The organism is Enterococcus sp. AAFC-DPL-5146, assembly GCF_058216635.1.
The window spans coordinates 946,059-969,688 of the sequence record NZ_CM177103.1; the positions used below are offsets into that span (position 1 = coordinate 946,059).

A 23,630-nucleotide genomic window follows, 5' to 3' on the forward strand; every position below is an offset into this window, starting at 1 on the left:
AGAAGAGGAAATTACTATGAAAATTGGAATTATCGGGGCTATGGATCAAGAAGTAAAAATCTTAAAAGAAGCATTATCTGATACTCGTTCTTGGGAAAGAGCAGGGGCTGTATTTGTATCTGGTTCTTTAGGACGTCATGAAGTAATTGTCGTTCGTTCTGGAATTGGTAAAGTTTTATCAGCAGTTACAACGACTTTATTGATTCATCAATATGGTGTAAATATGGTAATCAATACAGGATCGGCTGGTGGTATCGGTCAGGGGTTAACTGTGGGTGATTTAGTGATTGCTGATAAATTAGCTTATTTTGATGTAGATGTTACTGGATTTGGTTATCAACCGGGACAGTTACCTGGGATGCCTTTATATTATGAATCAAGTGACTATTTGAAGTTAGAGATGAAGAAAGCAGCAGAAAAAACAGGTATGTCAATTCACCATGGTTTAGTCGTGACAGGGGATTCTTTTGTCAACGATAAGGAAAAAGTGAGAGATATCATCACTGACTTTCCAGAAGCCTTGGCGTGTGAAATGGAAGGTGCAGCAATTGCTCAAGCAGCGGCACAATTTAATATTCCATTTTTAGTTGTTCGAGCAATTAGTGATACAGCTGATCATGAAGCAACGCAAACCTTTGATGAATTTATTGAAGAAGCTGGTGAAAAATCTGCACAAATGGTGATTCATTTTGTAGAGAATCTTGTTTAGTTAGTTTTTTTTTCAGAAAAAGTGAATGAGGTCAAGAGTACCGTATTCATTTTTTCTATTTTTAAGTCGAATTTAAAGGAGCTCGTTCAGCTTTTAAAGTTAGGAGGAACCAGAATGAAAGCATTGATTTCGATTGATTACACGAATGATTTTGTAGCTACTAATGGAGCGCTAACAACAGGAATTGCAGGTCAGGCAATTGAACAAGCTTTAATTGATGTGACTGAGAAATTTACAGAAAATCAAGATTTTGTTGTTTATGCAATTGATCGCCATGATCCAAACGATTCTTATCATCCTGAAAAAAAGTTATTTCCACCGCATAATTTAGCTGGAACGGATGGACGTAAGCTTTACGGTAAATTGGCTGAAATCTATGAGAAAAGTCGTGAACAAGAAACGGTTTACTGGATTGATAAACGTCATTATTCAGCTTTTAGTGGAACAGATTTAGATATTCGTTTACGTGAAAGAGGAATTACAGAGGTTCATTTAGTTGGTGTTTGTGCAGATATTTGTGTGCTCCATACAGCTGTAGATGCTTATAATTTAGGTTATAAAATTATCATCCATAAGAATGCTGTAGCTAGTTTTGATCCGATTGGACATGAGTGGGCGTTGAATCATTTCGAGAAAACGTTAGGTGCAGAAATCGTAGAATAAATGAAGAGAGACGAGACTAGAAATAGTTTTGCCTCTCTTTTTTATAGTGAAGATATAAAAAAGATCACTATTTTTGTATAAAATAGAGGAAGCAGATTATAATAAAAATGAAACATACAATAACTTATTAATTCAGGAAGGAAGTGATCGAATGCATGTGTTAAAAAAAGAGGTTTCTGAGTTCGAACTTTTTTATGATTTAATTTTTGCTTATGCGATTAGTCGCATTGCTTCAATTTTATTTGTTGGTGCAGATGAGATGTTATCTTTCAAAAGCATTGGAGCGTTTTTAATGCTGACTCTTGTTTTTTGGACGATTTGGACCTATCAGACAGTGTTTGCTAATCGTTTTTCAATTAAAAACAAAACTAGTGCCTTATTTTTATTCTTTGATATGTTTTGGGTAATTGTTTTAGCTCAATCGATCAATATTGATTTTGAAAAGACTCATTTTACCTTTGCGGGAGCTACATCTATTTTATTTTTCAGTATTGCTTTACAGTATTATTTGAAGATGAGAAGTACTGAAGATACAGTTGTTAAGAAATTATGTTATCAATTGGCAATTATTTTATGTGCAAGTGGCTTAATTGGTTTTATTACAATTTTACCTTGGGGAATATACCCTGTTCGGTTGGCGGTTTATGTTCTTTCTATTTTGATTACGGCATTTTTTCCAATTGTTATGAAAAAGGCTTTGGAAGATTTTCCGACAAATTTTGGTCATTTAACTGAACGATATAGTTTATTTACATTGTTATTATTTGGAGAAGCTGTGATTGCTGTTGCCAGTACGATCATTTTTGATAAAATAAGTATCGGTAGTGTTTTGTTCTTTTTGTTAGTAGTTGTAATGTTTCTTTTTTACAATACTATTTATAAATCGGCTATTGATCGACAAAAATCGACAGCAGGTTTGGTCTTGATTCATTCTCATTATTTTGTTTTTGTTGGTTTGGAGTTATCCATCGTTTTATACGAAAGTTACGTAAATAATGAAATCAAACCACTGTTTTTCACCTTGTGTTTAGCTGCTAGTTTAACTTGCTTCTTAGCTGGAACAATGGTTAATATGATTACTTATAGCAAAAAAGATCATAACTATTTATCTTTTATTAGTAAGAGTGTTTTGTATTTTGTGGGCTGGATTGTAGTAAGTTTACTGTTACAAGATTATATGGTGCCGTTTTTATTGGTGAATGTGATCTTTTTACTATTTTTACTGTATAAGGTTAAACAAGAGCTTGTCATTCGGGAAATTAAATAATCAGTAAAAACTTCAGTCTCTACATAGTCCGACTGAAGTTTTTTTTATTATTTTAAATTTTGCTGTTTAGTTAGGTAAACTATTTTTTGTTTTCTAGTTAATTTTTTAAATGCATATTCTGCTTTTGTGGCCTCGCTGCGGCTGGTAAATTTTTCTACATGGATCATTTCAGCAGGTAATCTGGAAGGCAGACGGGTATATTTTGCTCCAATTCCGCTATTGTGTTCTTTTAAACGACGTTTTGGATCAGTTGTATAGCCGCCATAAAAGGTGTCATCTTTACAGTGGAGTACATAAAAGTAGTGATCAGTTTCCATACAACATCGCCTTCATTTCTGGTAAGTAATTGTTCTCTTCATCATAAGTGAATAGAGGTGGTAAGACACGAAATCCGTCTTTTTTTCCTTGTTTAATGCCTTCAATCAATAAAGTGTTCGCTTCTTTTCCTTCTTTAGGATAAATAAAACGAACGCGTTTTGGTGCGATAGAAGCTGATTCCATCGCATGAAGAATGTCTAAAAATCGGTCAGGACGATGCACCATTGCCAATCGTCCATTTGTTTTTAATAGCTTTGCTGAAACTTCGACAACTTCTGACAAGGTTGTGTGTATTTCATGACGGGCAATTGCAAGATGGGGGTTAGGATTTTTTTGACTTGTCGGCAATTCTTTGAAATAAGGTGGATTACATAAAACTAAGTCAACAGAGTCAGGTTTTACAACAGTAGTTGCTAGTTTTAAATCTAACTGAATCATCTGCATTTGTTCCTCTAGTTTATTTAATTCAATGCTCCTTTTCCCCATATCAGCTAATCGTTCTTGGAGTTCAATTTGTGTAATTTTAGCATTTGTCTTACGACTAGCAAATAAACCAACCGCTCCATTTCCAGCACAAAGATCGACGATTGAGCCGCTTTTTGGAAAGAGAGGGAAATTTGCTAATAAGACAGCATCTATTGAAAAAGAAAAAACTTCTTTGCTTTGAATGATCTGAATATCATCAGCAAATAATTGGTCAATTCGTTCACCTGGTAATAACATGTTTTATTCATTCCTTCAATTTTCTCTATTTATATTCGTTTGACTAGATAATATTTTGTTGTTCCGATAAAAGGTGTATCCTCTAATTTTCCAAAAACCTGATACCCGAATTTTTCATAAAATAATTTGGCTTGATAATCCTGAGTATTGATGGTTATGAGTGTAGAATCTGCTTCAATTGCAAATTCTTCTGCTTTTTTTAGCAGTTGACTGCCATATCCTTGACCTCGGTATGATTTGTTGACTGCTAATAAAGAAATATGAGTCGCATTCATCCATTTATTTGCTGTGATACCACCAATATATAAATTATTATCATACAAAGCCAAAGAGAAGTGATTATTTTTTTCAGCAGGAATCTTTTTTTCTTCTTCTTGATTTTCAGAAAGTAAAGTGATCAAATAGTTTTCATTTTGATCTTTATCCAGTGGTTTGAATTCAATCATCAACCATCACCTCCAGTTCTCTTAGATTATATAGTAATTGTGATTAAATAAAAAGTAGGAATGTGAGAATTGAAAGCTCTAATGTGGAACTGAAAATATCCTTGTATTATACTACGATTAAGATTAGAAGAAACCTGAGAAAAAGGCTTGTCAAAAGAGACAGTTTTCGGCATACTTATAGCTAGTGAAGAGAAAGGAAGAAAAATATGTTTTTTACATTTATGCGTGGTGTTGTACGCGTTGTTTTATTTATTATTAACGGCAATGCCCATTATGAAAAGAAAGACCGAATTCCTCAAAATGAAAATTATATTTTAGTTGCTCCTCATAGAACTTGGTGGGAGCCATTGTATTTAGCGGTTGGCGGATCGCCGAAAAAATTTAGTTTTATGGCAAAAAAAGAATTATTTAAAAATTCTTTTTTGAGTTTTATTTTAAAGCATGCGAATGCCTTTCCCGTAGATCGAGAAAAGCCTGGACCGAGTGCAATAAAAACACCAGTAAAAACACTGAAAAATACCGATTTAAGTTTGATTATGTTTCCAAGTGGAACACGTCACTCTTCCGAATTAAAAGGTGGAGTGGCGCTGATTGCTAAAATGGCTAAAGTTCAAATCGTTCCGGCAGTTTATCAAGGACCATTAAAATTGAAAGATTTATTTAAACGTCGCCGAGTAACTGTTCGTTTTGGTGAACCAATTGATGTCAGTGACATTCCTAAAATGGATAAAGAAGGGATTGCGGAAGTTGAACGTCGAATGCAAGCTTCTTTCAATCAATTAGATAAAGAAATCGATCCTAATTTTAAATATGAAGTGAATGAATAGTCACTTATAATTATTTTTGTATAATTTCTAATAGCCTGGAAGTAACTCTAAGAGTTATATTTCAGGTTTTTTTATTTTCTGGTAAATTTCTATACGTTAGAACCATATATTTCTCTATAAATTTGGTATAATGGTAAGAAGGACTTTTTTAGGTGGTGGAATAATGCGTTTTTTACATACAGCAGATTGGCATATAGGGAAAAAATTACATGGCTATGATTTATTAGAAGAACAAGCAGATGCATTCCAGCAAATATTGACAATCGCTAAAGCAGAACAAGTAGATGCGATAGTCATTGCTGGGGATCTATACGATCGTTCAGTGCCTTCTGTAGAAGCGATTGAACTCTTTAACAAAATGATCGTAGAAATGAATTTACAAGAAAAATTTCCAGTGTTAGCAATTTCTGGAAATCATGATAGCAGTACCCGCTTAGAAACAGGAGGACCGTGGTTTGTTCAGTCAAACTTCCATTTGAATACTCGCTTAGATCAAGCATTTCAGCCTGTGGAGATGCTAAACACCCAATTATTCCTGTTGCCTTATTTTGAACCTATTTCAGCTCGTTTATATTTTGATGATGAAGAAATTCGAACAATCGAACAAGCGATGAAAGAAGTCATTAAAGAAATGGAAAAACAATTTAAACCAGAGATGGCTCAAGTTTTAGTCAGTCATTTTTTTGTGGCAGGTAGCGAAAAAACAGATTCAGAAACAAAGCTAATGGTGGGTGGTTTAGATACGGTTCCCTTATCTTTACTTGAATCATTTGATTATGTGGCTTTAGGACATCTGCACGGGAAAAATGCCTTACAAGCTGAAAATGCCCGCTACAGCGGCTCACCTTTAAAATTTTCTTTGTCGGAAATGAACCAGAAAAAGGGTGTTTGGATTGTTGATACAGATGCACAAAAAACAAGTTTTGACTTCAAAGAAATTACACCTCTAAGAGATGTTGTACAAATCGAAGGTGAATTTAAACAACTGATTGCACCAGATTATTATGAATCAATCAATCGTGAAGATTATTTACATATCCAACTAACAGATCGAGCTGTGATTCCCAATATGATGAACCAGCTAAGGCAAATATATCCAAGAGTCATCGGTGTTGAACGTTTATTCGGAAGAGAAGAGCAGCAGAAGACATCTGAAACAAAAAAGGAAATCAAAGCATTAGCACCAACTGAATTAGTTGATCAGTTTTTTTCGGAAGTTACAGGAGAAGAACTGACGGAAAAGCAACAAGTTTGGATCAAAGACAATTTAGCTGAAATTCATCAAGCAGAAAGAGGGCAATAAGTTGAAACCATTAACACTAACATTAAATAACTTTGGACCTTATATTGATGAAACGATTGATTTTAGTAAATTTGAAGAGTCGTCTTTATTTTTGATTAGTGGAAAAACTGGTTCAGGCAAAACGACGATATTCGATGGAATGAGCTATGCTTTATTTGGTGAAAGCTCGGGTAAACTACGTCAAGGAAAGGAAATGCGTTCGACTTTCGCTGACCCATCAGAAGCAACAGAAGTTCACTTAGCCTTTTCTCATGGTGATTATATTTATGAGATTACTAGAAAACCAGAACAAGAACTCTATAAAAAACGCGGTGATGGTACTCGAACGCAAAACGCCAAAATTTCGTTGATTGTTAAAGATCATTCTGGAAAAGAGCTTAGGGAGTATACGAAACGCCGTGAAGTTGATGCATTTATCCAAGAATTATTGCATTTAGATGCGACTCAATTTGCTCAGATTGTCCTGTTACCTCAAGGCGAGTTTCGAACATTTTTGATTGCTAATAGTAATGATAAAGAGAAAGTTTTAAGAAATCTTTTTGGTACGCAGTTGTATCAGACTTTAAATGAACAGTTAAAGGCCCAATTAAAGACTGTTAATAAAGGAATTGAAGCGACACAACAAATGATCAAGGCAAAACTAGATCAACTTTATTGGCAAGAAGAATTAGTAGATGAGTTATCTATAGAGGAACAACTGGCATTACTAGAACAACAGCAAAAATTGATGCTTAAACAACTGTCTATAGAAAAAACGGAATTGTCAGCAATTCAAGAAGAAAAGCAAAAAAAAGAACTAGAAAAATTTGGCTTAGAAGAATTAATAAATGATTTTACTAAACAAAGTGAGTTAAAAAAACAAAAAGAAGAATTAGATCAAGCAACAGTAATGATTGAAAGACTTCGAATAGAAGAACAGCAGCTTCAATGGATTAAAAATCATCAAGGTCTGATTGAAAACATTGATGAAAAATCTAAGTTGATTGCAACCTATAAGCAAGAATTACAAATAAATCAAACGGAACAAGAAAAACAATTACAATTGATTCAACAATGGGAAAAAGAACAACAAGAAAATTTAAAGGAAGCAGCAACTATAAGTAAGATCAAAGAAAAAGTTACACAGTTGCAATTTCAATTACCATTGTATGAAGAAAAGGAAAAAGTACAAACATCAATTGAGAAAAATCAATCTGAGTTAGAACCACTTACATTACAACTTGTTGAACTAAAAGAAGAGCAAGCCAAGGCTGAACAAATCTATCAAAAAGAACGCACTGTTATAGAGCGTCAAATCCAAATTGAAAAGGAACAGCTAGAATTAGAACGTCAACAAGAACAGTGGTTGAACTTTTTGGAAAGTTGGGAGCAACAACAACAACTTAAAACAAAAAAAATAACTATTAAAGAGCAGTTGGTTGTTAGAGAAGCTGGACTGAAACAGGCGATAGCTAACAAAGAAACAATATACAAACAGCTAGAAATACAAAAAAGTCAATGGGCGAAAATGCAGATTAGCCGTTTAAGCTTATTTCTAATAGACGGCGAAGCGTGTCCGGTATGCGGATCATTAGAGCATCCAAATAAAAAAGAGCATCAAGAATTTTCATTAGAGGAAATCCAATTAATTGAAAATCAACTCAGTGAAGTGGAACAAAAGGCTCAAAAACAAGAAGCTGCAGTTGCAAAAATTCAAGCTCAAGTACTTCAAGATCAGGCTATTGAGGAAGAATTGCAAGAAGAGTTGAAACTACAAGACAAAAAAGTCAGTAGTTTATTTAAACAATTACAAGAAAAACAGTTTATAACGATAGAAGAACCTTTTACATCAGAAGGGATAAAACAAGTAACGGATGATCTTAAAGAAAAAGCTAACGAATTTGAACTTGAATTAGGACGAATCGAAGTGGCTAAACGTAAAATAACCGAACTAGAAAAAATAAATAAAGAGCAACAAACAAAAGTAATTGATCAAGAAAAAATCATTAGTGAAAAACAGCAAGAACTAGCTACAAACCAAACAAAAATAAAGACGATTTCAGAACAGCTCAATGATGATATTCACTCTTTAGATGAAATAAAAACAAATAAAAAACAACTTGAACAGCAAATAGCACAATGGGAAATACGTAAACAAGAAATAGACGAACATCTAGCTAAATTGAAAGAAAGTAGACTATTACTGAAAAATAGCGAAGAACATCTTTCAAAAGAACAAGCGGCAAACCTTACTGAAAAAAACGTATTAGAACAAAAATTTGCTGTTCTTTTAAAGGAATCAGCTTTTCAATTAGATGAAAAAATAGTGCGTGTTTTATTAAGGGAAGTTCCTAGACTAGAAGCAATTAAAGAAGAGTTAACTGAGTTTGATAAGAAAAAAGACCAACTAATTTTTCAACTAACAGAACTAGAGCAAAAGTTAAAAGATAAAGAACGACCGGAAATCACAATGCTTCTAGATGAAATAGACGCGCTGAAGAACTTGATTCAAACAAAAGAAACAAGGTATTATCAACAGCAAGAAAAAATCCAAGCGAATAAAAATATTCAAAAACAAGTCAAGGAACTAATTGCTTCAGTTGAACACCAATGGGAAGAAGTGACTGCACTACATCAACTGGCTACAACTGTGAATGGCGATAATCCAAGAAAAACTAGTTTGGAAAGATATGTGCTACAAACGTATTTGGAAGAAGTTTTAAAAGTTGCTAATCAGCGTTTAAGTTTATTAACGAATAATCGTTACCAATTTGAACTGAACCAAGATTCTGGAAGCTACAAAAATCAAACAGGTCTTGAAATCAATGTTTATGATGACAATGCGGGAAGCAGCCGCAGCGCCCATACGTTATCTGGCGGTGAAAGTTTTATTGCTGCGTTAGCGTTAGCCTTATCGCTTGCTGAAGTGATTCAAGAACAGGCAGGAGGCGTTTTGATCGAAGCACTATTCATTGATGAAGGATTCGGTTCTTTAGACGAAGAGGCCTTGGAAATGGCTATGGAGGCACTGGAAACAATCGAAAACGAAGGAAGAATGATCGGTATTATCAGTCATGTAAGTGAATTAAAAGCAAGAATTCCGCAACAATTACAAATTAAAACAAATGGAAATGGTCAAAGTCAAGTGACCTATCAAACCGCATAGGGAGGTGAAAAAATGAAGTGGAGTATTCCAGAACGAATCGTTGAACGTGGTAGGGAATATATGAAAGAGGGCAGAGTCTTGTCAATCGTTCAAGATCCTGAGAAAAAAATCTGGCATGCAGAAGTTTTAGGACAAGAACTTTATCGTGTGCAACTAGATGGAACTGCTAAAGAAAATGATATTTGTGAATGTCCTTATTGGATGGACCATGGCTATTGCAAACATACAGTGGCAGTAGAGTTAGCTTTACGTCAAAGAGGTAATTCGAGAATTATCAAAGAGGATCAACCAGTAGTTTTTGAAAAACGCTCTTTATCAGTCTCTGAAATGTTTACCAAAGGCTTTGCTAAGTTAAATCAATCAGAGGAGAAGACTAAACTTAGTCCGTTAGTTGTAGAATATATTGTAGATGTGATTGAGACTAATAGCTATTACCCTGAGTTAGCTGTTTTAGGGGTTTCTTTACGAATTGGCTATCAAGGAGTCAAACCTAAAACCTACATCATTAAAAATATTGGTGAGTTCTTTCAAGTCTTTCAAAAAGAAGGCACATTTTTGATCAATAAACAGCATTATTTTGATCTAAAGAAAGAAGTATTTTCAATTGAAACACAAGAATTGTTAGAACAATTGGCCGCTATTTATCAAACAACTCAATTGCTTGGTGCAAATGGCGTTCAAGTTAAAGGGAAGATAGATAAACGCTACCTTGTTTTACCAATTGATCAAGGACAGCAACTACTTGAAAAAATGAGTCAAATCCCTCATTTTCAATTAAATGATGAAGGAAAAAAATATCGTCACTTAACGTTCATAAAAGGTTCTTTACCGCTATTTTTTGCAGTAAATAAACAACCAGACAAGACTTATAAATTAGTGATTGATGACCAAATTACAACATTTTTATCCCATTATCATTGGGGCTTTTGTCAAAACCAAGTTTTTATTTTTTCACAAGATCAAGAAGCGATCTATACAACCTTATTACAATTATTGAAACGGGTTGAAAAACCGGAAATCATATATGAAAAGAATGAGTTGTCTGATTTATTTGGTTCTGTTATTCCATTATTGAAAAAAATTGGATCTGTAACAGTCAGTGAGGATGTCTCCGAAGAAGTAGTTTATCATCCATTGGAAACGATTTTTATTTTTAGGAAGATCAAAGGAATGATTAAAGTTCGGGTGGATTTCACTTATGGAGAAGTGGTTTTTTCAACAGATGATGAGTATTCAGTTGCTTCTGGAGCAGATCAAGAAGTTGTCCGTGATAGCAAAAAAGAACAAGAAATTCTAGAACAATTATCAGTATTCGGTTATCAAAAAGTGGCATCAGGATATGAAAAAAACTTACCTGCAGGCGAAAGATTATATTACTTTTTTAAAGCAGAAGTTCCCACTTTTCGACGTTTAGGTGAGGTTCGCATGGGGAAAAAACTGAGAGAATTATTCTTAGATGCAGCCCATCATCAACCAATGATCGAAGTTTCTGATTCAGATTCTTGGTTAGATGTCCGTTTTGATGTTACAGGTATAGATGAACAAGAGATTGATGCTGTCTTAGCAAGTTTGTTGCGAAATGACCGCTTTTATACGTTACAAACAGGAGAAGTCCTAGCATTAGATTCAGAGGAATTTCAGCAAACCAGTGAAATTTTAACACTGTTGAGAAAGAATATGAAAAATGTTCAAGGCACGATTCAGGTACCGAGAAATCAAGGATTGATGATTGAAAATATGCTTGAAAACAATTCTCGAGCACATTTTTCAGACTCATTTAAAGAAATGGTGTCAAATTTAACTCATCCAGAAAATTTCGACGCTGTTTTACCTGATAAAATCCAGGCAACGCTTAGATCGTATCAGATTGATGGGTTTAAATGGTTGAAAATGCTTAGTTATTACCAATTTGGCGGTATCTTAGCTGATGAAATGGGCCTAGGTAAAACGTTACAGACAATTACCTATCTATTATCTGAAAAAGAAGAGCAGAGCCAAAAAGGAGCTGCCTTGATTGTGGCACCAGCTAGTTTGATCTATAACTGGGCAGCGGAAATAAAGAAATTTGCTCCAGACTTACAAGCGGAAGTTGTCGCTGGAAACAAATCTGAGCGTGAAAAATTAGCAAATCAAGCAGGCTTAGATGTTTTGATTACCTCCTACGCAAGTCTAAGGCAAGATATTGAGATGTATCAGAGCTTACATTTAGGTTACTTGATTTTAGATGAGGCTCAAATGGTGAAAAACAGTGGAACGAAAACAGCTCAGGCTTTAAAAAGTTTGACGATTCCTCAGCGTTTTGCCTTAAGTGGTACGCCGATAGAAAATAATCTAGATGAATTGTGGTCGATTTTCCAAATGATTTTGCCAGGATTATTTCCAACAAAAACGTTATTTAGATCAATGAAACCAGAAGAAATTGCTAAAATGATTCAGCCCTTCATTTTAAGACGAGATAAAAAGACAGTATTAGAGGATCTACCTGATAAAATTGAAAGTAACTTGTACAGTGTACTGACAGAAGAGCAAAAAATGGTTTATTTAGCTTATCTGAAACAAATGCAAGAAGATGTTAGTCAAATGGATCAAGATGCCTTCAAAAAGAATCGTTTAAGTATATTAGCTGGACTGACTCGTTTACGTCAAATTTGCTGTGACCCTAGTCTATTTATTGATGATTATACAGGCGGTTCAGGTAAATTAGAGCAGGTCAAAGACTTATTGACGGCTGCTAAAGAAAACAATCGACGTGTATTGCTTTTTTCTCAATTTACAAGTATGTTATCTATCATTGAAAAAGAGCTTCAGGAATTAGGTTTAACAACTTTTTATTTAAGAGGAAGCACAAAACCTAAAGAACGTATGGAAATGGCAGATGCCTTCAATGCGGGCGAAAAAGATGTTTTTTTGATTTCGTTAAAAGCTGGGGGAACAGGACTAAACTTAACTGGCGCTGATACAGTGATTTTGTATGATTTATGGTGGAATCCAGCAGTGGAAGAGCAAGCGGCTGGTCGAGCACATAGAATCGGTCAAAAGAATGTTGTAGAAGTTTGGCGTATGATTGCCGAGGGAACTGTTGAAGAAAAAATGGACTCCTTACAGCAAGAAAAACGTGAACTATTTCAAAAAGTGATTCAAGGAAATGAAGAACAGTTATCAAAAATGACAGAAGACGATATTCGAATGATTTTGAGTATTGGTGAGTAACAAAACAGTGCAACCTATCATCAAGATATATTGATGATAGGTTGCACTGTTTTTATTCATAAAATTAAGAAAATAGCGATTGAATTGTTGGCAATAAATCATCGAATGAAGTAACTTCTATAAGATGAGTTGGTTGTTCATCGACTGGCATTTCTCTCAAGCGATGGTTGAACCATAAAGATTTCCAGCCACCGTTTTTGGCACCGACAATATCATTTTCAAAACTATCGCCTACGTATAGAGTATGTTCAGCTGCCATTGAAAACTCTTTAGCCGCTAAATCAAATATTTCTCTTTCTGGTTTTTGAAACCCAGTACTTTGCGAAATAATGATGTTATCAGTAGGTACCCAATTTTCTAATTGAAGTTGTTTAACTTTTTTAAATTGGTGATCGGTAGGACCATTTGTAATAATCCCTATAGAGATATTCTTTTCTTTTAAGAAATCAAATACTTTTTTAACTTCTGGATGCATGACAATGTTATCAAGTTCATCTTCATATGTTTTTTGAAAACTTAAACCGTCTGCTTGTGAAACAGTCGGGTAATTTAAGTCTTTTAACGATTCATCGATGCGATAAAAGCGCATGTATTCTAACGTCCATTCGTCAGACATAACTTTTGGAAATGTTTCATCACTATGGAATCGAAAGCGAATGTACAACGCATGCATATCTTCCGGTCTCACGTTAGGAAAAATCAAATTAATTGCGTTTCTAAATGGTTGTTGCTGGTCATAAATTGTATCGTCAACATCAAAAACAATAGTTTTCATTAAAAAAATTGCACCCCTTAATAATTTTCAAAATCCTTTACTATTGTAGCGAACTTCTTCACAAAAGAACAGAAAGAAAAATTTTAATGTAAATTAGAAAGTGAGTGAAATACAATTATTGATACTTAATAGGTTTACAGATGACTAATTCAATACAAAGCCAAGGGGGTACAACTTCTATTTTATAATAGAGTAATTTCATAATTTATAACTATTTAGCAAATATAGATAAAACAGGAGATAATTTTTTAGGTTTTCTTCAAGAAAGTAAGATTGAAAGTGGATTTTTGAAGTGGCAAAAAATCATCCATTTAGTATAATGAAAAAAGAAACACCGATAAGCTTATCTTCCCCAAGACATAAGCTATTCATCGGTGTTTTTATGATGTACATGTATAGTTATAATCTAACAAATTGCTTAAATCTTTTCAAGTGATTGATACATCAGTATTTATAGCATTCAAAATATCTAAAAAAATACACAATCACCTTCAATACAGGTTAGATTTTAGTGGATCTTTTCGTTGTATTTATTTTTTTTGTATCTCCGATAACGAATATCGCTCCAAAGATAATCGATATTGCTGTCCATATATAAGTATCGCTATATTCTCCAGCAAGCAAAAAGGTAACAATACCCCCAGTAATATAAAATCCTGCAGCGATAAAACTGCCATTGCCAGAAGAATTTTTAGTTGCAATTGAAATGATTCCTGCTAAAAATAAACAGATAGCTAAAAGCATACCCGTACTTTCCGTAGAACTAGTACTTTGGATAGTGTTTGATAGTCCAGTGATGCAAGATTGAAACAGTAATAATAATGATAAAATAATACTAATAATGCCAATAAGTAGTTTTACTGTTTTCATTCGTATACTCCTTTAATTTTGATTATAAGTGTTACGTTAAATGATGACCTTACTTATAATATAGTTTAAATAACGTTTTTTCAACTTAAAATCCGTTTATTTTTATCATATTATGACTATTTTTTGACTGATTTTTGATAGTAGCAATGTAAATTTATATTCTAATCCATTTAGAGCTATTCAAGCTTTGCATCCTGTACTTTCTTTGCGTATAATAATAGCAGTGTCAAAAAAAGAAAGAGGGAGTTTATGTTAAAACGATTTTTTAATTATTATAGACCATACAAGTACTTGTTTATTTTAGATTTTGGTTGTGCGGTTCTAGCTGGGTTATTAGAACTTGCATTTCCAGTTGTTGTGAATCAAATCATTGATAAAATCATGCCTAAAGGAAATTTTCGTTTGATTGCTTTAGCCTGCGTTGGTTTGCTTTTATTTTATATACTCAATACGTTCTTACAGTATATCGTAGTGTTTTTTGGACATAAACTTGGTGTGAATATCGAAACGGATATGCGACGTGAACTTTACGGACATTTGCAGACTCAACCGTTTGAATATTATGATAATCAAAAGACCGGGAAATTAATGAGCCGTTTGACAACAGATTTATTTGAGATTTCTGAAGTAGCTCATCATGGGCCAGAAGATGTGTTTATCACTATCATGACCTTAGTTGGGGCATTTTATTTGATGCTTAGAATCCATGTACAGTTAGCATTAGCAACATTTATCGTCCTGCCTTTTATTACGATTGCATTGATTTTTTTCAATAAAAAGATGACGAAAGTAAATACGAAAATTTATGATAACCTTGGCGATTTTAATGCAGGTGTTGAAGCTTCTGTCAGCGGAATTCGGGTAACACAATCCTTTGCTAACGAGTCATTTGAGCGTCGTCGTTTTGAAGGATTGAATCAAGCATACCGTCAATCAAAAATTACTTTTTATAAAGTAATGGGGATCAGTTCAGCATATAATTACTTTTTAATTCGTCTGATTAACCTTTTTACGCTGATTTTTGGAGCATATTATTCCATTAAAGGTGAAATTACAAGTGGAGACTTTGTTGGATTTATTCTGCTGGCAAACGTTTTTGTTCGTCCAATCGAAAAAGTTAATAATATGATTGAAAGTTATCCGAAAGGGATTGCAGGATTTAAACGCTTCACTGAAGAAATAGATAAAAAACCTGCAATTCAAGACAAAGCAAATGCTGTAACTGTTGATCATTTACATGGAGATATTATTTATGAGGACGTTTCATTTTCATATGCGGATTCTACTAAAGTATTAAATCATATTAATTTGCATATTGTACCAGGTGAGACAGTGGCTTTTGTCGGTCAAAGTGGTTCTGGGAAAACAACATTATGTAATTTGCTTCCGAGATTCTACGAAGTATCAGAGGGAAAAATTACGATTGATGGAATCAACATTCAAGAAATGACGTTGGCTTCTTTAAGAAGTCAAATCGGGATTGTTCAACAAGATGTCTTCTTGTTTCCAGGAACGATTCGAGAAAATATTGCTTATGGAAAATTAGACGCAACAGAAGAAGAAATTCAGCGGGCAGTAAAATTAGCCCATTTAGAAAAAGTTGTTGACCAAATGTCAGAAGGTTTAGATACTATGATCGGTGAGCGAGGGGTTAAGCTTTCGGGAGGACAAAAACAACGTGTAGCAATTGCTCGGATGTTTTTGAAAAATCCGCCGATTTTAATTCTTGATGAAGCAACTTCTGCGTTGGATACCGAGACAGAGCAAGTTATTCAAGAATCGTTGAACTCTTTGTCAGAGGGAAGAACAACCTTAATTATTGCCCATCGTTTGGCGACAATCAAACATGCAACACGGATTATTGTTGTCAGTGACAAAGGCATATTAGAAGAAGGAACACATGAAGAATTACTTGAAAAAGGTGGCCATTATCGTAGGTTGCACGATGCACAGTTTAGAGATTAGAAAAACAGGCTGAATAACATCAGCCTGTTTTTATGCTTTATTTTCTTGGTTTTCTGCCTAAACCAATTGCATTTTTCATACGTTGTAATGTTTTATTAGCAACAATTCGCGCCTGTTCAGCACCTCTATCAAGAATATCATCTAATTCATCAGAAGCTAAGAGCTCATGATAACGTTCTTGAATTGGGGACAGCAGTTCAACGACGGCTTCCGCTAAGTCTGATTTAAACTCACCGTAGCCTTTTCCATTATAAGCTTCAGCTAACTCCTCGACTGAACGACCAGTAGATGCTGAGAAAATACTTAATAAATTAGAAATACCAGGTTTATTTTCTGGATCATATTCTATGACACCAGTTGAATCAGTCACAGCAGATTTGATTTTTTTGCGAATAACATTAGGTTCATCCAACATTGAAATAAATCCTTTAGCATTTGAATCAGATTTACTCATTTTGCTGGTTGGATCTTGTAAACTCATCACACGACCGCCTTGCTGAGCAATTTTCACTTCAGGAAGGACTAAGATTTCTTGATTTTTTTGCCCATAACGTTTGTTAAAACGCTCTACAAAATCTCTAGTTAACTCTAGATGTTGTTTTTGATCATCCCCAACAGGAACAAGGTTTGCATTGTATAAAACGATGTCTCCAACCATTAAAGGTGGGTAAGTCAAAAGGCCAGCACTAACTCCAGTACGTCCATTTTTTTGTGATTTATCTTTAAATTGAGTCATGCGCTCTAATTCACCGATAGTTGTGTTACATTGAATAATCCAAGCTGCTTCAGCGTGAGCTGAAACTTCGGATTGAATGAAAATCGTTGCTTTTTCAGGATCAAGACCTACTGCTAAATATAGAGCAGCTAAACCACGTGTTTGTTGACGCAGTTTCAATGGATCTTGAGGAACAGTAATAGCATGTTCATCAACAATACAAAAATAACAGTTATAGTGATTTTGCAATTCGATAAATTGTTTCATTGCACCAATATAATTTCCAATAGTTGGTATTCCACTTGGCTGAATGCCAGAAAAAATAGTTTCCATAAATAACCACCTTAATCAATTAATAAAACTCAATGATATTATTATACAGCTAAATATAAAAAAAAACAGGATTAGGATAAAAAAAATAAAATGTCAGAATTTTCATACTGATACAGTTATAGCAGTTTATGAAATCTGTAGCATTTTTTGGGTTTTGAAAACGTTATAATTTTATGTCGAAAAAAATCAAATTTTATTTGAATATTGAAAAAAAACACGTAAAATAACGAAAAATTATGTTTTTTTTTGAAAAAATAGCTAGTATTTTGACTTGAAGTTGGGTATACTTACATTAAATGGGAAAACAGTAAGCTTTCCTGTTTCAAAAATGTGACACAAGTCACAAAAAGGAGTGATGCACATGTTGACACTTTATACTTCCCCAAGTTGTACGTCTTGCCGTAAGGCTCGTGCGTGGTTACAAGAACACGAGATTCCATTCAAGGAAAGAAATATTTTTTCAGAACCATTGAATATTTCTGAATTGAAAGCAATTTTGCGAATGACAGAAGATGGAACTGAAGAGATTATCTCTACTCGTTCTAAAGTTTTCCAAAAACTAAATATGGATTTGGATGAGCTTCCGTTGCAAGACTTGCTAGAGTTAGTAAAAGAGAATCCTGGATTGTTGCGTCGACCAATAATGATTGATGAAAAAAGATTACAGGTTGGTTTTAATGAAGATGAAATTCGACGTTTCTTGCCAAGAGGCGTTCGGCAACTGGAATTACGTCAAGCGCAATTGATGGCAGGTTTATAAAATGTAAAAGGAGAACCTTTGTCCTTGTGACAAAGGTTTTCTTTTTCTGTTGAGCTTTACATAGTAGAAATTTTATTGTAAGTATTTATAAAAAAGTACATAATAGAAAGAATGAGTTTTAAGGAAAAGACTAAGACAATCGTTAATTTGTAAATATTGTTACTTTTCCCTTTACATTTGGCGTGATTCCGCTACAATGTACGTAAGAATAAGTTTCCTGATAGAGCAAAAGTGAGGTGTAGCGACATGGAAATGGAACATATCAATGAAAATACAATACGTGTGTTGATTGGTAATGAGGATCTGGCTGATAGAGGAATTACATTTTTGGACTTACTCGGCAACCACAAAGAAGTAGAAAATTTTTTCTACAGTATTTTAGAAGAAGTTGATGTGGAAGATGAATTTCAAGGTAGTGAAGCTGTTACCTTTCAAGTTCTACCAAAAAATGATGGGTTGGAACTATTCATTAGTAAAAATGCATCAATCGATGAAGTATCTAATTTTGAAGGCTTTAACGATTTAAATTCAGAAGAAGTTAGTAATATCATTCGTAAACAAATAGAAGAAGATTTTGCAGACGATGCGCAGGAATTTGCTGATAACACAGTGAAAAATTTAGTGTTTGAACTTAATGATTTTGATACAATGGTGCAGTTGGCAAATGAAGTATATTTGCAGTCTGTGATAGCTAATTTATATACATTTAAAGGGACATACTATCTTCAAGTTATTTTCTTATTAGATGAGTTAGGTAAAACTGACGTAGAAAATGAATTAGCCCAGTTATTAGAATTTGCTAATCTATCTACTGTTACACCAGAGACACTTAATGAATATGGTACATGTATTATGGAACGTAATGCGTTGGATCTAACAAGATATTATTTTAAATAATTAAGTAAAAACGATTTGAAGCGATAGATGCTTTGGATCGTTTTTTTAATGAATAATTATAATTCTTGCGTACCTTAATTATGAGGTGAATCATATGTTCAATGCTTATACGAAAGAAAAAGAAGTCGTAACATTGTTGAATCGGTCTAGGCAAGAGATTGAGCAGTTGAAAGCGGGATTGTATTTTTGTCCAGCTTGTAATAATCCAGTTCGGATTAAGAATGGCAAAGTTAAAATACCGCATTTTTCTCACTATAGCCACAGTAGTTGCAGTGTTTTTTCAGAAGGTGAGACTGCAGAACACCTTGCCTTGAAAGAAGTGTTTGCCAAATGGTGTGAGGAAGGATCAATTGATTATGAACTGGAAAAATATCTGCCAGCATTAAATCAACGGCCTGATCTTTTGATAGGTAATATCGCAATAGAGATTCAATGTAGTCAATTAAGCATTCAGAGATTGATAGAACGAACTCAAAGTTATCAAAGACATGGTTACATTCCTATTTGGATCTGCGGAAAAAAGCTGCTTTCAAATCAGCAGGTTTTAGGAGAATTAGCTAAAAATTTGTGCTATTATTCTGAAAATTTAGGTTTTTACTTATGGACAGCTGATTGGGAAACAAAAGAATTGACCTTGTATTTTCATATTGAAGAAGATTGGAAAAAAAATATATATTTTTCAAGAAAAACATGGCCTTTCTGTAGCACTTTTTTATTGAGTATTCTAGATTTTCCGTATAAATCTAAAATTTATAGTCAAAGAAAATTTCAAATAGGGAAATTGATAAAAGGATATTATTGTGAGTTAAATAGAAAATTATGCAGGCGAGATGAGCAGATTAGAGTGGTTCAATCTGAATTATATAACAATAAACTTCATATCCTTCAATTACCAATTTGGTTTTATTATCCTGGTATACAGATTTTTTGTTGCAGAGGATCTGATATATTACTGAAAGTACAAATTTGGAAATTGGTACATTTTTTTGACCAGAATGTTTTTAAGCATTCTGAATTAATTGATATTTTAGTAAAAGAGTTGAAAAACTCAGTAGAATTATTTTATGAGATGCCTAATGTTTCAGTGAAGTCCAAGTTAGAGTATTGTTTAAATCAAGTGATTAATTATTTGATTGATTGTAATCATCTAGTGAGAGTTCAAGCTGGTTGGAAAGTTGTAGCGGACAATTCGAATCAAAGCATTGCAAATGTGGAAGAGCGGTTGAAAAGAATCGAAAATAAATGTTTAAACACTGCTACTCCGTTTAAAAGTATGATACTATAAATTTATATAAGAATAATTTGAAAAGGGGCAGATGTTATGAGTGAAGCAAAACAATTACCAGAACGTTCAAGTTTACCAATTGAGATGACGTGGGATTTGACGAAAATTTTTAAAGATGACCAAGCTTTTGACGAAGCATTTCAAGCTTTATCAGATGAATTAAAGGAAGTTGGGCAATTTAAAGGCACATTAGGAAGCGGTAGTAGCGCATTTTTAAATAGTATTGAAATGTTACTAAATATTTATCGTAAAATCGAAGTGATTTATGTGTATGCTCATTTAAAAAATGACCAAGATACTAATAATACAATATATCAAGCATTATATGCTAGAGCAAGCTCTTTACTAGCTCAGGCTAGTGAAGCAGTGGCTTGGTTCGAGCCAGAAGTATTATCCTTAAGTGATGAGAAAGTTTGGGGATATTTCGATGAAAATACGAAGTTAGAGATGTATCGTCATTTTATTGAAAATATTTTGAATGAACGGCCACATATTTTATCTGCCGATCAAGAGGCATTGTTAGCTGGCGCTGGTGAAATTTTTGAAGCATCAAGCAATACTTTTTCTATCTTAAACAATGCAGATTTAAAATTCCCAGTAATTGAGAATGAAAATGGAGAGAAAATCCAACTGACTCATGGTGTTTACGGACAATTAATGGAAAATATTCATAGAAGTGTTCGAGAAAAGGCTTTTAAAGGATTATATACTGTATATGAGCAATTCAAAAATACCTTTGCTCAAACGTTAAGTTCCCATGTTAAAGCCCACAATTATAAAGCTAAAGTTCGTAACTATTCTTCTGCAAGAGAAGCTGCTCTAAGTAATAACCACATTCCAGAAAGTGTCTACGATACATTGATTGATGTGGTAAATAAACATTTACCATTGCTTCATCGTTATGTATCATTACGCAAACGCCTATTGAAATTGGATGAGCTACATATGTATGATATGTATACACCGATATTAGGGGAAGCATCAATCAAGTATTCTTATGAAGAAGCAAAAGAAAAAGCGATTACTGCATTAAAACCAATGAGTGATGAATACTTAGATGTTGTTAAAACTGCATTCAATGACCGTTGGATTGATGTGATTGAGAATCAAGGAAAACGCAGTGGTGCTTATTCATCTGGAGCCTACGATACAGCACCTTATATTTTAATGAATTGGCATGATAGCTTGGATCAATTGTATACATTAGTTCATGAAATGGGGCATAGCGTTCATAGCTACTTTACAAGAACGAATCAACCGTATGTTTACGGAGATTATTCAATTTTCTTAGCGGAAATTGCATCAACGACAAATGAAAATCTTTTGACGGAATATTTGTTGGAAACAGAGACGGATCCTCGAACTCGTGCGTACGTATTGAATCATTATTTGGACGGATTTAAAGGAACGATTTTCCGTCAAACACAATTTGCTGAATTTGAACATTTTATTCACACTGAAGATGCTAAAGGAACACCTTTAACTAGTGAGTATTTGGGTGAATACTACGGGGAATTGAATCAAAAGTACTACGGTCCAGAAGTGATGAAAGATCCAGAAATTTCTCTAGAATGGTCTCGTATTCCACATTTTTACTATAATTACTATGTGTATCAGTATGCTACTGGTTTTTCAGCTGCATCGGCGTTAGCAAATAAAATTTTAGCAAATGAACCTCATGCTTTGGAAAAATATTTGACGTATTTGAAATCTGGTAGTAGTGATTACCCAATAGAAGTAATGAAAAAAGCTGGAGTAGATATGACTAAACCGCAATATATCGAAGATGCTATGATGATTTTTGAATCAAGATTGAATGAGTTAGAACAGCTTGTAGAGTCTTTAGAATAGTAAACGAAAAAACAAACTCGCCTCTTACCAATAAGAAAGCGAGTTTGTTTTTTATTTAGAATTAAAGTAGATGCAGATGCCCATGTGGAACACGGGGCTCATCATAATGGTTTAATTCGAATTTTTCATGGAAATATTGTAGATTATCCTCGGATGTTGCACATAATTTTTTGATTTCATCCATTGACTCGCAATCTTCTACAAGTACACCAAAATCACGATCACATGTATAATTGTAAACCACTGCCGAAGGATGTTTAACAATCCCCATTTCACGAGCAATTTGTTGATCGGTTTGGAATGACTCTTTAACAAAGTCAGATTGTCGATCAGCTTTAAACATATCCAAATCGCCACCAGCTTCTATGACTAATTTTTCAGCTAGTTCCGATGAATAAGGAAGGTTATCTACTGCTACAGCCTGTTGTAGACCTAGAAGTAAATGGCGTCCTTTTTTCTTACCTTGTAATTGTGCTGCTTTATAATCTAATGCAGCGGAATAAACATCTTCAAATAATTGATTCCGTTGTGTAATATCATGCGACGGAATATCAAATAATTGTATAAGATGGTTGATAGTTCGCATATTAACTAATGGAATAAACCGAAACTGGATTTTTTTATTTTCAGTTTCAACCAATTTTAAAATATCCTTTTCTACGTTGAGACAAATGCCCCCCAAAGGATTAACGAACAGATAGATTTCAATCATTCATACTTCCTCCAATTTGACCCTTTTGCAACTAGACATCATTTCTCAACTAAGTGTCCCTAATTTATCAGAAAATCTGGGAAAAATGAAATGATATGTTTTTACTATAATAACTTCTTAATCTTTCTCTTCTGAGCTTAGCATCATTCGCTGGATTTTGTTTGCTGACGGGGTTTCTTTGATATTCAAAGTATCCAACAAAGATAGAAAATCTTTTTTACCTTTTCTCACGTCTGTAACTTCTAATTCCAATTCAAAATCATGTTGCTCGTTATACCAACTTTCATCTAGCGCGAGTAAACCTTGGGGAAGTTTTTTTTCTGCTCGTTTAGTTGTTAAGCTGCCGATTAAACGCAAATCATCTTTGTTGATTCCTAAAGCAGTCAACTTGTTGAATACATTTCCAGAATCTGGAAGTATGGCCGATTCAACAATACGATTAGCTTCTTCAATAGAAATTTTATCGTTGATTTCCAATAAGCCAACTTTCTCTGGGATCTTTAAAGTGATTTCTGCATTATTTGATAGTGTCCGAACTCTTAAACCAATATGTCTTTTTTTTAATTGAAAATCAGTTGAATCAAAATAATAATTGACTTGTGTAAAAAAATGATTTTCTTTTAATTGAAAGTAGTCAACCGTGTGTGTAAACTCTTCAATAGAGAGTAACGTTTTAAATTCTATTTCTAAATTTTCGCTCACTGATTTTTGACCCACTTTCTTTAATTTAATTCAATTTTTACACACTTTACCTATTTACGTCAAGAAAAGTGAACTAGAAGTTAAAAAGTTAGCTGTTATCGAAAAATTTTATACAATTTCTCAAATTACCCTATTTTTGTCGGCTCTATGGTAA

20 protein-coding genes are annotated in these 23,630 nt (G+C 33.7%); 12 read left to right on the plus strand and 8 right to left on the minus strand.

Annotated features, from left to right (window positions below; genetic code table 11):
* Nucleotides 1-16: 16 nt before the first annotated feature.
* From AC4BB2_RS04285 to AC4BB2_RS04295, 3 genes are all read left to right on the plus strand, one after another.
* Nucleotides 17-709, plus strand: a complete 693-nt coding sequence (locus AC4BB2_RS04285; protein WP_490474202.1) for a 5'-methylthioadenosine/adenosylhomocysteine nucleosidase — start codon at nucleotides 17-19, stop codon at nucleotides 707-709.
* Nucleotides 710-823: 114 nt separating this feature from the next.
* Nucleotides 824-1,372 carry a cysteine hydrolase family protein gene (locus AC4BB2_RS04290; protein WP_490474203.1) on the plus strand — a complete coding sequence of 183 codons (549 nt, stop codon included), beginning with the start codon at nucleotides 824-826 and terminating at the stop codon, nucleotides 1,370-1,372.
* A gap of 151 nt (nucleotides 1,373-1,523) precedes the next feature.
* Nucleotides 1,524-2,639, plus strand: coding sequence for a low temperature requirement protein A (locus tag AC4BB2_RS04295; protein ID WP_490474204.1), 1,116 nt, complete (start codon nucleotides 1,524-1,526; stop codon nucleotides 2,637-2,639).
* 47 nt (nucleotides 2,640-2,686) lie between these two features.
* Here the strand turns inward: AC4BB2_RS04295 and AC4BB2_RS04300 are convergent, their stop codons facing one another.
* The 3 genes from AC4BB2_RS04300 to AC4BB2_RS04310 are packed head-to-tail and all read right to left on the minus strand — an operon-like array spanning nucleotide 2,687 to nucleotide 4,126.
* Nucleotides 2,687-2,956 carry a GIY-YIG nuclease family protein gene (locus AC4BB2_RS04300; protein ID WP_490474205.1) on the minus strand — a complete coding sequence of 90 codons (270 nt, stop codon included), beginning with the start codon at nucleotides 2,954-2,956 and terminating at the stop codon, nucleotides 2,687-2,689.
* Complete coding sequence (locus AC4BB2_RS04305; RefSeq protein ID WP_490474206.1) at nucleotides 2,946-3,680, minus strand: tRNA1(Val) (adenine(37)-N6)-methyltransferase; 735 nt, start codon at nucleotides 3,678-3,680, stop codon at nucleotides 2,946-2,948. The genes AC4BB2_RS04300 and AC4BB2_RS04305 overlap by 11 nt, the downstream gene beginning before the upstream one ends.
* 29 nt (nucleotides 3,681-3,709) lie before the next feature.
* Entirely contained in the window at nucleotides 3,710-4,126 is a 417-nt protein-coding gene (locus tag AC4BB2_RS04310) for a GNAT family N-acetyltransferase (RefSeq protein WP_490474207.1), read from the minus strand.
* Nucleotides 4,127-4,332: 206 nt separating this feature from the next.
* On the opposite strand from AC4BB2_RS04310, the gene AC4BB2_RS04315 reads away from it, so the two are divergent.
* From AC4BB2_RS04315 to AC4BB2_RS04330, 4 genes are all read left to right on the plus strand, one after another.
* Nucleotides 4,333-4,953, plus strand: coding sequence for a lysophospholipid acyltransferase family protein (locus AC4BB2_RS04315; protein WP_490474208.1), 621 nt, complete (start codon nucleotides 4,333-4,335; stop codon nucleotides 4,951-4,953).
* A 163-nt stretch (nucleotides 4,954-5,116) separates the two neighbouring features.
* Entirely contained in the window at nucleotides 5,117-6,256 is a 1,140-nt protein-coding gene (locus AC4BB2_RS04320) for an exonuclease SbcCD subunit D (RefSeq protein WP_490474209.1), read from the plus strand.
* A gap of 1 nt (nucleotide 6,257) precedes the next feature.
* Nucleotides 6,258-9,401, plus strand: a complete 3,144-nt coding sequence (locus tag AC4BB2_RS04325; RefSeq protein ID WP_490474210.1) for an AAA family ATPase — start codon at nucleotides 6,258-6,260, stop codon at nucleotides 9,399-9,401.
* A gap of 12 nt (nucleotides 9,402-9,413) precedes the next feature.
* On the plus strand, nucleotides 9,414-12,611 hold the full coding sequence (locus AC4BB2_RS04330) for a DEAD/DEAH box helicase (protein ID WP_490474211.1): 3,198 nt from the start codon (nucleotides 9,414-9,416) through the stop codon (nucleotides 12,609-12,611).
* Nucleotides 12,612-12,675: 64 nt separating this feature from the next.
* On the opposite strand, the gene AC4BB2_RS04335 is transcribed toward AC4BB2_RS04330, so the two are convergent.
* Complete coding sequence (locus tag AC4BB2_RS04335) at nucleotides 12,676-13,386, minus strand: HAD family hydrolase (protein ID WP_490474212.1); 711 nt, start codon at nucleotides 13,384-13,386, stop codon at nucleotides 12,676-12,678.
* Between the two features lie 501 nt (nucleotides 13,387-13,887).
* Nucleotides 13,888-14,256, minus strand: coding sequence for a hypothetical protein (locus AC4BB2_RS04340; protein ID WP_490474213.1), 369 nt, complete (start codon nucleotides 14,254-14,256; stop codon nucleotides 13,888-13,890).
* Between the two features lie 249 nt (nucleotides 14,257-14,505).
* Between AC4BB2_RS04340 and AC4BB2_RS04345 the strand changes: the two genes are divergently transcribed.
* A complete protein-coding gene (locus AC4BB2_RS04345; protein WP_490474214.1) occupies nucleotides 14,506-16,221 on the plus strand; it encodes an ABC transporter ATP-binding protein in 1,716 nt (571 codons plus the stop codon).
* A gap of 37 nt (nucleotides 16,222-16,258) precedes the next feature.
* Here AC4BB2_RS04345 and trpS read toward each other — a convergent pair whose 3' ends face one another.
* On the minus strand, nucleotides 16,259-17,269 hold the full coding sequence (trpS, locus tag AC4BB2_RS04350) for a tryptophan--tRNA ligase (RefSeq protein ID WP_490474215.1): 1,011 nt from the start codon (nucleotides 17,267-17,269) through the stop codon (nucleotides 16,259-16,261).
* Between the two features lie 361 nt (nucleotides 17,270-17,630).
* On the opposite strand from trpS, the gene spxA reads away from it, so the two are divergent.
* The 4 genes from spxA (at nucleotide 17,631) to pepF (ending at nucleotide 22,062) form a co-directional block, all read left to right on the plus strand.
* Nucleotides 17,631-18,029, plus strand: coding sequence for a transcriptional regulator SpxA (spxA, locus tag AC4BB2_RS04355; RefSeq protein WP_010760718.1), 399 nt, complete (start codon nucleotides 17,631-17,633; stop codon nucleotides 18,027-18,029).
* Nucleotides 18,030-18,275: 246 nt separating this feature from the next.
* Nucleotides 18,276-18,926, plus strand: a complete 651-nt coding sequence (locus tag AC4BB2_RS04360; protein WP_490474216.1) for an adaptor protein MecA — start codon at nucleotides 18,276-18,278, stop codon at nucleotides 18,924-18,926.
* Nucleotides 18,927-19,020: 94 nt separating this feature from the next.
* Nucleotides 19,021-20,211 (plus strand): competence protein CoiA, encoded by a 1,191-nt coding sequence (locus AC4BB2_RS04365; protein WP_490474217.1) that lies wholly within the window; start codon nucleotides 19,021-19,023, stop codon nucleotides 20,209-20,211.
* Nucleotides 20,212-20,247: 36 nt separating this feature from the next.
* Nucleotides 20,248-22,062 carry an oligoendopeptidase F gene (gene pepF / locus AC4BB2_RS04370; RefSeq protein WP_490474218.1) on the plus strand — a complete coding sequence of 605 codons (1,815 nt, stop codon included), beginning with the start codon at nucleotides 20,248-20,250 and terminating at the stop codon, nucleotides 22,060-22,062.
* Nucleotides 22,063-22,123: 61 nt separating this feature from the next.
* Here the strand turns inward: pepF and AC4BB2_RS04375 are convergent, their stop codons facing one another.
* On the minus strand, nucleotides 22,124-22,774 hold the full coding sequence (locus AC4BB2_RS04375; RefSeq protein WP_490474219.1) for a DsbA family protein: 651 nt from the start codon (nucleotides 22,772-22,774) through the stop codon (nucleotides 22,124-22,126).
* Nucleotides 22,775-22,891: 117 nt separating this feature from the next.
* Entirely contained in the window at nucleotides 22,892-23,476 is a 585-nt protein-coding gene (locus tag AC4BB2_RS04380) for a CYTH domain-containing protein (RefSeq protein WP_490474220.1), read from the minus strand.
* Nucleotides 23,477-23,630 lie beyond the last annotated feature (154 nt).

Coding starts and splice junctions, on each gene's coding strand:
- AC4BB2_RS04285 (WP_490474202.1), top strand. CDS start 17: ATGAAAATTGGAATTATCGGGGCTATGGATCAAGAAGTAAAAATCTTA.
- AC4BB2_RS04290 (WP_490474203.1), top strand. CDS start 824: ATGAAAGCATTGATTTCGATTGATTACACGAATGATTTTGTAGCTACT.
- AC4BB2_RS04295 (WP_490474204.1), top strand. CDS start 1,524: ATGCATGTGTTAAAAAAAGAGGTTTCTGAGTTCGAACTTTTTTATGAT.
- AC4BB2_RS04300 (WP_490474205.1), bottom strand. CDS start 2,956: ATGGAAACTGATCACTACTTTTATGTACTCCACTGTAAAGATGACACC.
- AC4BB2_RS04305 (WP_490474206.1), bottom strand. CDS start 3,680: ATGTTATTACCAGGTGAACGAATTGACCAATTATTTGCTGATGATATT.
- AC4BB2_RS04310 (WP_490474207.1), bottom strand. CDS start 4,126: ATGATTGAATTCAAACCACTGGATAAAGATCAAAATGAAAACTATTTG.
- AC4BB2_RS04315 (WP_490474208.1), top strand. CDS start 4,333: ATGTTTTTTACATTTATGCGTGGTGTTGTACGCGTTGTTTTATTTATT.
- AC4BB2_RS04320 (WP_490474209.1), top strand. CDS start 5,117: ATGCGTTTTTTACATACAGCAGATTGGCATATAGGGAAAAAATTACAT.
- AC4BB2_RS04330 (WP_490474211.1), top strand. CDS start 9,414: ATGAAGTGGAGTATTCCAGAACGAATCGTTGAACGTGGTAGGGAATAT.
- AC4BB2_RS04335 (WP_490474212.1), bottom strand. CDS start 13,386: ATGAAAACTATTGTTTTTGATGTTGACGATACAATTTATGACCAGCAA.
- AC4BB2_RS04340 (WP_490474213.1), bottom strand. CDS start 14,256: ATGAAAACAGTAAAACTACTTATTGGCATTATTAGTATTATTTTATCA.
- AC4BB2_RS04345 (WP_490474214.1), top strand. CDS start 14,506: ATGTTAAAACGATTTTTTAATTATTATAGACCATACAAGTACTTGTTT.
- trpS (WP_490474215.1), bottom strand. CDS start 17,269: ATGGAAACTATTTTTTCTGGCATTCAGCCAAGTGGAATACCAACTATT.
- spxA (WP_010760718.1), top strand. CDS start 17,631: ATGTTGACACTTTATACTTCCCCAAGTTGTACGTCTTGCCGTAAGGCT.
- AC4BB2_RS04360 (WP_490474216.1), top strand. CDS start 18,276: ATGGAAATGGAACATATCAATGAAAATACAATACGTGTGTTGATTGGT.
- AC4BB2_RS04365 (WP_490474217.1), top strand. CDS start 19,021: ATGTTCAATGCTTATACGAAAGAAAAAGAAGTCGTAACATTGTTGAAT.
- pepF (WP_490474218.1), top strand. CDS start 20,248: ATGAGTGAAGCAAAACAATTACCAGAACGTTCAAGTTTACCAATTGAG.
- AC4BB2_RS04375 (WP_490474219.1), bottom strand. CDS start 22,774: ATGATTGAAATCTATCTGTTCGTTAATCCTTTGGGGGGCATTTGTCTC.